13 protein-coding genes and 1 riboswitch are annotated in these 10,301 nt (G+C 71.8%); of the genes, 8 read left to right on the top strand and 5 right to left on the bottom strand.

The window, feature by feature from the left end; genetic code table 11:
- Window positions 1–126: 126 nt before the first annotated feature.
- A complete protein-coding gene (locus ACWGH1_RS18400) occupies window positions 127–792 on the bottom strand; it encodes a hypothetical protein (RefSeq protein WP_453408825.1) in 666 nt (221 codons plus the stop codon).
- Window positions 793–916: 124 nt separating this feature from the next.
- On the opposite strand from ACWGH1_RS18400, the gene ACWGH1_RS18395 reads away from it, so the two are divergent.
- Window positions 917–1,408, top strand: coding sequence for an AMIN-like domain-containing (lipo)protein (locus ACWGH1_RS18395; RefSeq protein WP_453354874.1), 492 nt, complete (start codon window positions 917–919; stop codon window positions 1,406–1,408).
- 11 nt (window positions 1,409–1,419) lie between these two features.
- On the opposite strand, the gene ACWGH1_RS18390 is transcribed toward ACWGH1_RS18395, so the two are convergent.
- A complete protein-coding gene (locus ACWGH1_RS18390) occupies window positions 1,420–2,151 on the bottom strand; it encodes a flavodoxin family protein (RefSeq protein WP_453354875.1) in 732 nt (243 codons plus the stop codon).
- An 82-nt stretch (window positions 2,152–2,233) separates the two neighbouring features.
- Window positions 2,234–2,430, top strand: a riboswitch (cobalamin riboswitch).
- Window positions 2,431–2,459: 29 nt separating this feature from the next.
- Here ACWGH1_RS18390 and ACWGH1_RS18385 point away from each other — a divergent pair.
- Genes ACWGH1_RS18385 through ACWGH1_RS18365 form a run of 5 tightly spaced genes read left to right on the top strand, consistent with a single transcriptional unit; the run spans window position 2,460 to window position 5,690 of the window.
- On the top strand, window positions 2,460–3,164 hold the full coding sequence (locus ACWGH1_RS18385) for an energy-coupling factor ABC transporter permease (RefSeq protein WP_453354876.1): 705 nt from the start codon (window positions 2,460–2,462) through the stop codon (window positions 3,162–3,164).
- Window positions 3,161–3,514 carry an energy-coupling factor ABC transporter substrate-binding protein gene (locus ACWGH1_RS18380; RefSeq protein WP_453354877.1) on the top strand — a complete coding sequence of 118 codons (354 nt, stop codon included), beginning with the start codon at window positions 3,161–3,163 and terminating at the stop codon, window positions 3,512–3,514. Before ACWGH1_RS18385 ends, ACWGH1_RS18380 begins: the two co-directional genes overlap by 4 nt.
- A 3-nt stretch (window positions 3,515–3,517) precedes the next feature.
- Complete coding sequence (cbiQ, locus tag ACWGH1_RS18375) at window positions 3,518–4,267, top strand: cobalt ECF transporter T component CbiQ (protein ID WP_453354878.1); 750 nt, start codon at window positions 3,518–3,520, stop codon at window positions 4,265–4,267.
- Window positions 4,264–5,097 (top strand): ATP-binding cassette domain-containing protein, encoded by an 834-nt coding sequence (locus ACWGH1_RS18370; protein ID WP_453354879.1) that lies wholly within the window; start codon window positions 4,264–4,266, stop codon window positions 5,095–5,097. Before cbiQ ends, ACWGH1_RS18370 begins: the two co-directional genes overlap by 4 nt.
- Before the next feature lie 44 nt (window positions 5,098–5,141).
- Window positions 5,142–5,690, top strand: a complete 549-nt coding sequence (locus ACWGH1_RS18365; RefSeq protein WP_453354880.1) for a PadR family transcriptional regulator — start codon at window positions 5,142–5,144, stop codon at window positions 5,688–5,690.
- Between the two features lie 21 nt (window positions 5,691–5,711).
- Here ACWGH1_RS18365 and ACWGH1_RS18360 read toward each other — a convergent pair whose 3' ends face one another.
- On the bottom strand, window positions 5,712–5,924 hold the full coding sequence (locus ACWGH1_RS18360) for an EF-hand domain-containing protein (protein WP_190183507.1): 213 nt from the start codon (window positions 5,922–5,924) through the stop codon (window positions 5,712–5,714).
- A gap of 251 nt (window positions 5,925–6,175) precedes the next feature.
- Between ACWGH1_RS18360 and ACWGH1_RS18355 the strand changes: the two genes are divergently transcribed.
- Both ACWGH1_RS18355 and ACWGH1_RS18350 read left to right on the top strand, forming a co-directional pair.
- Window positions 6,176–6,979, top strand: coding sequence for a tRNA-dependent cyclodipeptide synthase (locus tag ACWGH1_RS18355; RefSeq protein WP_453354881.1), 804 nt, complete (start codon window positions 6,176–6,178; stop codon window positions 6,977–6,979).
- Window positions 6,960–8,213: a cytochrome P450 gene (locus ACWGH1_RS18350; protein WP_453354882.1), complete on the top strand. Its 1,254-nt coding sequence runs from the start codon at window positions 6,960–6,962 to the stop codon at window positions 8,211–8,213. Before ACWGH1_RS18355 ends, ACWGH1_RS18350 begins: the two co-directional genes overlap by 20 nt.
- Window positions 8,214–8,297: 84 nt before the next feature.
- On the opposite strand, the gene ACWGH1_RS18345 is transcribed toward ACWGH1_RS18350, so the two are convergent.
- Both ACWGH1_RS18345 and ACWGH1_RS18340 read right to left on the bottom strand, forming a co-directional pair.
- Window positions 8,298–9,485 carry a YncE family protein gene (locus tag ACWGH1_RS18345; protein ID WP_453352989.1) on the bottom strand — a complete coding sequence of 396 codons (1,188 nt, stop codon included), beginning with the start codon at window positions 9,483–9,485 and terminating at the stop codon, window positions 8,298–8,300.
- Complete coding sequence (locus tag ACWGH1_RS18340; RefSeq protein WP_453352990.1) at window positions 9,482–10,258, bottom strand: polysaccharide deacetylase family protein; 777 nt, start codon at window positions 10,256–10,258, stop codon at window positions 9,482–9,484. Before ACWGH1_RS18340 ends, ACWGH1_RS18345 begins: the two co-directional genes overlap by 4 nt.
- Window positions 10,259–10,301: the final 43 nt, after the last annotated feature.

The following is a 10,301-nucleotide window of genomic DNA, read 5'->3' as shown; positions in this document are numbered from 1 at the left end:
ACGCCCCCCGCCCGCGGCGGCCTCGGGGTCAAGGTAAGCGTGGGCGGTGCCGGCGCCGGGGCCGGCGGCGGGGGACCGGGCGGGCGGGCCGGGCGGGCGGGCGCACCCGGCCCTCCCGCACGCTCGCTACGTCCTGCGGAGGGCGGTCAGGCAGCCCTTGGCGAAGTCGTTCACCGCGTCGTCCAGCGCCTTGAGGCTCTCCGGCGTGGGGGGTTTGCCCGCCTCCCCGGTGACCGTGATGTCCAGCATGAGGTTGCTGTCACGCACCCGTAGCTGCCTGACCTGGCGCTGCTCGTCCGGCTTGGTGTAGGCGAGACGGTACGCCTCCTTGCCCACGCCCTCGACTTCGACCGGGGCGCCGCCCGGCGCGTCCTTGCCCGCGTCGCCCCGCACCTTGGCGAAGACCTCCTTCGCCTCGTCCACGCTCGGTACGTAGGCGAAGTCCAGCTCGACCTTGGCGCCGCCGTAGGCCGCGGGGCCGCGCTCGACGAGCTGCTGGACGCACTCGGCGCCCGGGTAGCCACCGGTGGTCCTGCGCGTACGGTCGGCCACGTCCTCGCGGGCCCCGAGCGGGTCAGCCAGCTTGCCGTACGGCAGCGCGTTGCATATCTCGTCCGTGGCGACCCACGGGTAGCCGCCCTTGCCTTCTTGGGAGACCTCCTGGTCCCCGCCGCCCCCGCACGCGGTGGCGGCGAGGACGAGGGCCGCGGCGACCACGGCACGGGGCTGAAGGCGGTGACGGCTGAGACGGCTGAGACGGCGCATCCGGTGCTCCCCTGTCGCACGGTCCATGTCCACGCCGTCACCCTGCCAGGAATGCCGCGGCGGCACCGGGGATCCGTGCAACCACGGTGGCGCTCCGGGTGTCTTCAGGAGTGTCAGCCCTGTCCCCGTCTCTCAGAATCGGGGGGACGTCATGCATCGCGTACGTCGCCGTCAGATCACCGCGCTGCTCGCCGGCGCCCTGCTCACCGCCGGGGTCGCGTTCGCCGCGCCGGCCTCCGCCGCCACCACCACGCTGGTCACCAACGCCCGCTGGGGCGGGCACTGCACCTACGACCGGCTCGTCATCGACCTCCAGGGAGCCGCCCCGCCGGTCACCGTCACGCCCGTCTCCCAGCTGGTCTACGACGGGTCCGGCAAGCCCGTCCCGCTGCCGGGGAAGTACTTCCTGGAGATCAGGCTGCACCCCGCCGCCGGGCACGACGACACCGGCAGGAACGTCTACGTGGGGCCCAAGCTCCAGCAGATCGCCCTCAGCAAGCTCAAGGGCATGGCCATGACCGGCGACTTCGAGGGGTACGTCACCTTCGGCGCCGCCTTCGACACCCCGCCCGCCTACAACACCAGCGTGCTGCACGCCCCGGAGCGGTTCGTCCTGGACTTCCCGCACCCGGCCACCTGCTGACCGCGTCGGCGCTACCGGTGCTCGGGGTTCGGGAAGTCGAAGCGGCACCCGGCGTCCCACTCCGAGCGCTGGTTGCCGTGCGCCGGAATGCCGCCCGCCCGTTTCAGGAGGGCGGCCAGGTGCATCAGGTTCCAGCTCATGAAGGTCGTGTTCCGGTTGGTGAAGTCGTTCTCGGGGCCGCCCGAGCCGGGGTCCAGGTACGAGGGCCCCGGCCCGGCCTCGCCGATCCATCCGGCGTCGGCCTGCGGCGGGATGGCGTACCCGAGGTGCTGGAGGCTGTAGAGGACGTTCATGGCGCAGTGCTTGACGCCGTCCTCGTTGCCGGTGATGAGCGCCCCGCCGACCCGGCCGTAGTAGGCGTACTGGCCCCGCTCGTTCAGCAGCGAGGAGCAGGCGTAGAGCCGCTCGATGACCTGCTTCATCACGGAGCTGTTGTCCCCGAGCCAGATCGGGCCGCACAGCACCAGGATGTCGGCGTCCATGATCCGGCTGTACAGGACGGGCCACTCGTCGCTCTCCCAGCCGTGCTCGGTCATGTCGGGCCAGACACCGGTGGCGATGTCGTGGTCGACGGCGCGGACGAGCGCGGTCCGGGCCCCGGCGGCCTCCATCACCGCGCGGCTCCTGGCGATCAGGCCCTCGGTGTTGCTGGTCTCGGGGGAGCGTTTGAGGGTGCAGTTCACGTAGAGGGCGCTCAGGTCGCCGTACCGGGGGGTCTGCGCGGAACTGGAGTCGTCGGCCACCCCGCCACCCTGCGTTCCGGCGGACGTGACCACCAGCGGGCGCGCCCGGAAGGGGCGGGTTGTGACCCGTCCGGGCGGCCGACTAGGGTCATGAGGCCTTGGTGTTCGGGAAACCGGTGGGAAACCGGTGCGGCCCTCGCCACTGTGATCGGGAAGTCCGGCTCCAATCCCCAGCGGGAAGCCACTGGGCCCGCGCGGGAGACCGCTCGGCCCCGGGAAGGCGGAGCCAGGGCATCAGTACCCGTGAGCCAGGAGACCGGCCGGGGCGCGTTGTCCATCCACGAGGTGCTGGAGAGGTCTCCCCACTCATGCATATCGCCGAGGGCTTCTTGCCCCCGTTGCACGCGGCCGCCTGGGGCGTCGCGGCCGCCCCCTTCGTCGTACACGGTGTCCGCGCCCTGACCCGGGAGGTGAAGGCGAACCCGGAGAGCACGCTGCTGCTCGGTGCCTCGGGGGCGTTCACCTTCGTCCTGTCGGCGCTCAAGATCCCCTCGGTCACCGGCAGTTGTTCCCACCCCACCGGGACGGGGCTCGGCGCGATCCTGTTCCGGCCGCCGGTCATGACGGTGCTGGGGACGATCACGCTGCTGTTCCAGGCCCTGCTGCTGGCCCACGGCGGGCTGACCACGCTCGGCGCGAACGCCTTCTCGATGGCGATCGCCGGGCCCTGGGCGGGGTACGGCGTCTACCGGCTGCTCAAGCGGTTCGGCGTGCCGCTGATGGTGACCGTCTTCTTCGGCGCGTTCTTCGCCGACCTCGTCACCTACTGCGTGACCAGTGTGCAGCTCGCCCTGGCCTTCCCCGACCCGGCGAGCGGCTTCCTCGGCGCGCTCGCGAAGTTCGGCGGGATATTCGCGGTCACGCAGATCCCGCTGGCCGTCAGCGAGGGGCTGCTGACCGTACTGGTCATGCGGCTGCTGATGCAGTCCAGCAAGTCGGACCTGGTCCGGCTGGGCGTCGCCGGGCTGACGGCCGGCACCACCCGCACCGAGCAGGAGGCGGCGGCCCGATGAGCGGCGCGAGCAAGAACACGAAGATCAACGCGCTGCTGCTGCTCCTGGTGGCCGCGCTCGCCGTGCTGCCGGTCGCGCTGGGCATGGGCGAGGGCAAGGCGGAGCCGTTCACCGGCGCCGACAGCCAGGCCGAGTCGGCGATCACCGAGATCCGGCCGGACTACGAACCGTGGTTCTCGCCGTTGTACGAACCCCCCTCCGCGGAGGTCGAGTCGGCGCTGTTCGCCCTCCAGGCGGCCCTCGGCGCGGGCGTGCTCGCCTACTACTTCGGCCTGCGCAAGGGCCGCCGCCAGGGCCTCGCCCGGGCGGGCGGCCCACAGGATTTTCCGGCGCCCCCGGCGGAGTCCTAGCCGGTGCTGCCCATCGACGTGGCGGCGCACGGCAGCCGCTGGCGCCACCGCCATCCGCTGGAGAAGGCGCTGCTGGGGCTCGGGCTCACGGTCACCGCCGTCGGCCTGCCGCCCTGGCCCGGCGGGCCGCTGGTCGCGGCGGCGACGCTGGCCGTGCTGCTCGGTCCGGCCGGGGTGGCCGGACGGCAGCTGTGGCGGGCCTTCCGGATCCCGCTGGGCTTCTGCTTCACCGGGGCGCTGCCGCTGCTGTTCGCGGTCGGGGGCCCGGCGGGGCCGGTCTCCCTGGCGCCGGACGGGCCGCGGCACGCGACGGAGCTGCTGCTGCGCACGTCGGCGGCTTCGCTCGGGGTGCTGTTGTTCGCCTTCACCACTCCGGTGTCGGACGTGCTGCCCCGGCTGGTGCGGGCGGGCGTCCCGGCTCCGGTGGTGGACGTGGCGCTGGTCATGTACCGGATCGGGTTCCTGCTGCTCGACTCGGTGGCCCAGGTGCACCGGGCGCAGGCGGCCCGGCTCGGGCACACCGGCCGGGCCGCGCTGTGGCGTTCGCTGGCCGGGCTCGCCGCGACCTCGTTCGTACGGGCCTTCGACCGCGCGGCGCGGCTCCAGGAGGGGCTGGCCGGGCGGGGCTACGACGGGGCGCTGCGGGTGCTGGTGCCGGGGGCGGCGCTGTCGTGGCGGTTCCTGGCGGCGTCGGCGGCCCTGCTGGGCGCGCTGGTGACCGTGACTCTCATCCTGAAGGGGCGGTACCTGTGAACCCGTTGGTGGAACTGGTGGGCGCGGGCTACGCGTACGAGGACGGCCCGGCGGTGCTGTCCGGCGTCGACTTCGCGATCGCGGAGGGCCGGGCACTGGTACTGCTGGGCCGCAACGGCAGCGGCAAGACCACGCTGATGCGGCTGCTGAGCGGGGGCCTGCGGCCGGGCGCGGGCGAACTGCGGCTGGACGGCGGCCCGGTGAGGTACGACCGGGCGGGGCTGACCCGGCTGCGCGGCTGCGTGCAGCTGGTCGTCCAGGACCCGGACGACCAGCTGTTCGCGGCGTCGGTCGAGCAGGACGTGTCCTTCGGCCCGATGAACATGGGGCTGGAGCCGGCCGAAGTACGCGCCCGGGTCGACTCGGCGCTCACCGCGCTGGACATCACCGCCCTGCGGGACCGGCCGACGCACCTGCTCTCGTACGGGCAGCGCAAGCGGGCGGCGATCGCGGGCGCGGTGGCGATGGCGCCGCGGGTGCTGATCCTGGACGAACCGACGGCCGGCCTGGACCCGGACGGGCAGGAACGGCTGCTGGACGTGCTGGCGGGCCTGCGCGCGAACGGAACGACGGTGGTGATGGCCACGCACGACGTCGACCTCGCGGTGCGCTGGGCCGACGACGCGGCGGTCCTCACCCCGGCGGGCATCCGCGTCGGCCCGGCGGCTGCCCTGCTGTCGGACCCGGAGCTGCTGGCGTCGGCGGGGCTGCGCCAGGCGTGGTCCCCGGCGGTGGCGGCCTTCCTGCGGGCGCGGGACCTGCTGGCGGGGGACGCGCCGGGTCCGAGGACCCCGGAGGCGCTGGCCGCCTGGGCCCGGGCCCCGGCCTGACCCGGCACGGGCACCGGCGGCCGCCGCGAACCTAGGATGAGCGCATGTCGCTCCCGCACGCCATCCTCACCGCCCTGCTCGAAAAGCCCTCCTCGGGGCTGGAGCTGACCCGGCGGTTCGACAAGTCGATCGGGTACTTCTGGTCCGCGACGCACCAGCAGATCTACCGCGAGCTCGGGCGGCTGGAGGAGGCCGGGCTGATCCGGGCGCTGCCCAGCGAGGTGCCCGTACGCGGCCAGAAGAAGGAGTACGAGGTACTGCCCGCCGGCAGCGCGGAGCTGGCGCGGTGGGTCGGCGAGAGCCAGGACCCGAAGGCGATCCGGGACCCCCTGCTGCTGCGGGTGCGGGCGGCCGGCGTCGTCGGCCCGCAGGGGCTGGCCGGGGAGCTGCGGCGGCATCTGGAACTGCACCGGGGCCAGCTGGCGGAGTACGAGGCCATCGAGGCGAAGGACTTCCCGCCGGGGCGGGACTCCGACGAGGACCGGCTGCGCCGGCTCGTGCTGCGCGGCGGGATCGGCCTGGAGTCGTTCTGGCTGCGCTGGCTGGATGAGGCGCTGGCCGAGGTCGAGGACATGACGGGGCCGCCCGCGTGACGCGGCCCCGCCCGGCGTGCACTACTTGTTCAGGGCGTTCCAGAACTCGTCGAAGCTCAGCAGGCCGTCGCCGTTCGCGTCCTTGGCGGCGATGACGGCGTCCGCGACGGCGCCGGTGACGTACGCGTCACCCATGGCCTTCATGGCCGCGCTGTACTCGTCGGCCGTGACGAAGCCGTCGCCGTCCGCGTCGAACTTGCCGAACGTCGCCCGCGCGCTCTCGATGTCCGCCACTGGGTCCACCCCTTCTCGGTGCTTGTTGACGGCTCAGGGTAGCGCCCCCGCCGGGTCCGGCCGACGCCGGGTCCCGTTCGGCCGGCAGATATAAATTCAATTCGCCTCCCGGCAGCCGGAAGCGATAATTCCAGCCAACAGATCCGGCCCCCACTTGTCACGCTCCGGGATCACGGCATAACGTACCGGCATTGCCGCCACACCAGGAGCGCAGGGCTCCCAGGGACAAGCGGCAAAAAGGGCGATCACAGGTGACGATCACAACTGACGCATCATTCGAAGTGCTGCCCTTCACCCGCACTTGCCGCCATATCTGGGAAGACGGCGACCATGTGCTCATCGGAGTGAGTCCCGGCAACAGCTACTTCAGCTCCGAGCGCATCGGCAGTCTTGCCCGATGGGCGACGACCCGCTTCGCGCAGGTCGACTTCGTCTACGCGGACCGCCACGTGGACCGGATGTTCGCCGCCTTCGGCTACACCACGGAACACGCGGAGAAGCGCGCCGCGAAGGAGATCAAGGCAGTGCGGCGAAGGATTCTCAAAGGTGTCGAGGAGTCCGGTTCCCCGCATGCCGAGATACGAGTGAGGGCACTTTCGGAGTTCGAGTCGAACCCCGTGTACCAACTACTGCACCGACGGGTTCTGCATTTCCTGCAAACCGATGACGAGTTCCGTAAGGGCTGCGAGGAAATGGCCCTCCATTTCGTCGGATCGAAGTTGCCGGAAGGTGAATCCATCACCGACGGCCAGTTGCAGATCTGTTTCGACTACATGGCGGCGGAGCTGCCCTTCTTCGTGGACACCCCGAGCATTCTCGACGTGCCGTCCTCGGTGGCGGCCTACCACGTCAAGATGCCGATGACGGATGTCCTCTTCGCGCGCGGCGGGGGCCTGCGCGCGACCCGCAACCAGGCGTACGCCGTCGTACGTCCGGAGGCCGCGGCGGCCGCCCCGCACCCGGCGGCCGAGAACGACCCGGGCACCGAGCGCCACGCGAGAGCCGCGAACCACGCACCGACCGAAGGGACCGTCGATGAGCGTCGAGCAGCTTGAGGGCCGGGAGAGCCGACAGGGCGCGGGGGCCGATGACGCCCTCCTCGACTTCCCGCTGTCGCGGCGCGGTGACGTGCTCCCCGCGGAGTGCGACTGGCTGCGCGAGAAGGCGCCGGTGGCGAAGGTCCGCACCCTGACCGGGGACCCGGCGTGGCTGGTGAGCAGTTACGCGCTGGCCAAGCAGGTGCTGGAGGACGAGCGGTTCAGCCTGAAGGACACCGCGAACGCCGGTGTGCCGCGCCAGTACGCGCTGACGATCCCGCCCGAGGTCGTCAACAACATGGGCAACATCAACAGCGCCGGGCTGCGCAGCGCGGTGATGAAGGCGCTCAACCCGCGCCAGAAGGGCCTGCGGGACTGGCTGCGCGCCAAGGCCGGGGAGCTGATCGACCAGATCGTGGCAGAGGGCGGTCCGGCCGACCTCCGGGCGGGGTTCGCCGACCCCTTCTCGGCGGCGCTGCACTGTCAGGTGCTGGGCGTTCCCTTCGAGGACCACCGCCGGCTGATGTCCGGGCTGGACGTCGCGTTCATGACCGCACGCGAACCGTTCGCCGACTCGGCACTGAACTGGTACAAGGACGTCGGCTACTTCGTCGAGCAGCTGAACGTCCAGCTCGCGCTGCCGGCCGAGGAGCGTACGGGGCTCCTCGGCACGTTCGCCGGGCTGAAGGAGGGCGATCCGGAGTCGGCGCACCTGACCGACGAGATGTTCGCGACGGTCGCCGTCTCGCTCTTCGGGGCGGGCGCGGTGTCCACGTCCGCGTTCCTGGTGCTCGCGGTCCTCGCGCTGCTCCGGCGTCCGGAGCTGATCGGGTACCTGCGCGCGCATCCGGAGCGGATGGGCGCGGCGGTGGACGAGCTGCTGCGCTGGAACCTGTCCGTCGGTGACGGCCTGCCGCGCATCGCCCTGGCCGACGTGCAGGTGGGGGACGTGCTGGTGAAGGAGGGCGAGCTGGTCCTCGTACTGCTGGAGGGGGCCAACTTCGACCCGGAGGCCTTCGGGGACCCGCAGGAGCTGAACCTGGAGCGGCAGAGCGCCAACGCCCATCTGGCCTTCGGCGCCGGGCGGCACTTCTGCCCGGCGTCCGCGCTGGGCCGGGTGCACGCGGAGATCGCCCTGGAGGTGCTGGCGGAGCGGCTGCCTGAGCTGCGGCTCGCGGTGCCGGCCGAGAACCTCGTCTGGCGTACGGGCTTCATCAAGCGGCTGCCCGAGCGGCTGCCCGTCGCCTGGTGACGCCCCCGGCGTAGGGCGGACGGGAACGGGCGGTGCCCCGGGAGCTCGCACGGCTCCCGGGGCACCGTCACGCCGTGGCCGCCCCTACCGGAAGATGCCGGTGTGGCCGAGCGAGTAGCGGCCGGGCTGGGGGTAGACGGCGAGGCCGTGGGGGCCGGAGCCGACCGGGATCTTGGCCAGCTCCTCGCCGGTGGCCGTGTCGATCGCGTAGACCTCCGAGTTGTAGCGGCCCGAGAGCCACAGCACCTTGCCGTCGGCGGAGACGCCGCCCATGTCGGGGCTGCCGCCGTCCGGGAGCTCCCACTTCTTGGTGAGCTTGTTCGCCTTGAAGTCGAAGACGGAGATGCTGCCCTCGCCCCGGTTGGAGATGTACATCTCCTTGGAGTCGCGGCTGACGTACAGCCCGTGGCAGCCCTTTCCGGTGGGGAGGAGCTTCGGTGTGCCGAACTTGTCGCCGCTGAGCACCCACATGCCGTGCGCCATCATGTCCGCGACGTAGAAGGTCTTTCCGTCCGGGGAGACCTTGACGTCCTGTGGCATGGCGCCTTCGAAGGGCAGCTTCTGCTGGCCGACGATCTCCATCTTCTCGGTGTCGACCTTGATCAGTTCGCCGGAGAACTCGCAGCTCACGATGAAGTACCGGCCGTCGAGGGAGAAGTCCGCGTGGTTGACGCCGTAACAGGTCACCGGGACGGTCTTCACCCGGTTCATGGTGTGCGGATCGCGGAAGACCAGCTCGCGGTCCATCGAGGCCATCACGACCGCGTACTTGCCGTTGGGGGTGAAGTACAGGTTGTACGGGTCGTGCACCTCGACGGGGTCACCCGCCTCGCCGGTGGCCGGGTTGATGGGGGTGAGCGTGTGGCCGCGGTTGTTGTTGACCCACAGGGTCTTCATGTCCCAGGAGGGCACCACGTGCTGGGGCTGGATGCCGACCGGGATGGTGTCGATGACCTTGTAGGTCTTCGGGTCGATGACGGACACGGTGTTGGAGCCGGTGTTCGGTACGTAGACGCGGGACGGGAAGTTCTTGACGACCGGGGACAGCTGGTTCGGCCGGTCGGCCGCGTAGACGTCGTGGGGGTCGAGCACCGGCGGCATTCCGGCCAGTCCGGGCGGCCCCGCGGGCTCCGCCTTGGCCGGCCGGGCGGGCCCCTTGGAGCCGAGCGCCTCGGTCGCGCTCTTTCCCCCGGCTCCGCACCCGGCCAGGGCCGCGAGAACCAGTCCGGCAAGCAGCACGGTGGCCTTCCGGGGAAGGCGATTCGTCGTCATGGGGTCAGCAGCTCCGTGGTGGTCACCGCGCGCAGTTGGCGACGCGCGAGTTCTTCGAGGAGGGGCGGCATCGCGTCGACCGTGTCCGCGTAGCCGAAGTGCAGGCTCACCACTGATCCGGCGTGGATCGTCCCGGTGACGTTGCGGATGACGGCCGCGGCGCCGGGCGAGGTGAAGTCGAGGGAGTCCACGTCGTACGAGAGGACGTGCGGGTAGCCGGCCCGCTGGGCGAGCTTCTGGACGAGCGGGGTCGCGTACTGGGTCTGCGAGGGGCGGAACCAGGTGCCGATCGAGCCGGTGAGGCGCTTGAGGCGCTGGGCGCAGCCGGTGATCTCCGCGTAGGCCTCGTCCTCCGGCATGGAGTTGATCGCGAGGTGGCGCTGGGTGTGGTTGCCGAGCTCGTGGCCGCCGTCCAGGACCCGGCGGGCCATGTCGGGGTGCTCGTCGAGCCAGGTGCCGATCGCCAGTACGGTCACGCGCGCGCCCGCCCGCTCCGCCTCGGCGAGGACGGCCCGCCCCGTCGCCGGGTCGCCGTTGCCGTGGAAGGTGAGGGCGACGCGCGGGCGGTCCCGGGAGCCGTGGCCGATCTCGACGGGCTGGCCGGCGAACCGGCGCGGGCCCGGTGCGGCGGCCGCCGGGGCGGGTCCGGCCGGGGTGGCGGCGGGAGCGGCCGCCCGGGGCGCGGTCGCGGTTCCACAGGCGGCGGTGAGGGCGCCGGCGGCGACCGCGGCACCGGCGAGGAGGGCGGATCGGCGGTCCGGGTAGCAGGGCACCTGCCCATTTAAGGTGCGGATGCCCCCGTAAAGGCTGATTGAC

The sequence above is a fragment of the Streptomyces sp. NPDC054883 genome, from assembly GCF_053610645.1.
The sequence above is the reverse complement of the archived record's forward strand: the minus strand, read 5'-3'. Positions and strand labels throughout refer to the sequence as shown.

What these genes read in the sequence shown, in the direction of transcription:
- ACWGH1_RS18400 (WP_453408825.1), bottom strand. Translation starts at nt 792, where the DNA reads ATGGACCGTGCGACAGGGGAGCACCGGATGCGCCGTCTCAGCCGTCTC.
- ACWGH1_RS18395 (WP_453354874.1), top strand. Translation starts at nt 917, where the DNA reads ATGCATCGCGTACGTCGCCGTCAGATCACCGCGCTGCTCGCCGGCGCC.
- ACWGH1_RS18385 (WP_453354876.1), top strand. Translation starts at nt 2,460, where the DNA reads ATGCATATCGCCGAGGGCTTCTTGCCCCCGTTGCACGCGGCCGCCTGG.
- ACWGH1_RS18380 (WP_453354877.1), top strand. Translation starts at nt 3,161, where the DNA reads ATGAGCGGCGCGAGCAAGAACACGAAGATCAACGCGCTGCTGCTGCTC.
- ACWGH1_RS18365 (WP_453354880.1), top strand. Translation starts at nt 5,142, where the DNA reads ATGTCGCTCCCGCACGCCATCCTCACCGCCCTGCTCGAAAAGCCCTCC.
- ACWGH1_RS18350 (WP_453354882.1), top strand. Translation starts at nt 6,960, where the DNA reads ATGAGCGTCGAGCAGCTTGAGGGCCGGGAGAGCCGACAGGGCGCGGGG.
- ACWGH1_RS18345 (WP_453352989.1), bottom strand. Translation starts at nt 9,485, where the DNA reads ATGACGACGAATCGCCTTCCCCGGAAGGCCACCGTGCTGCTTGCCGGA.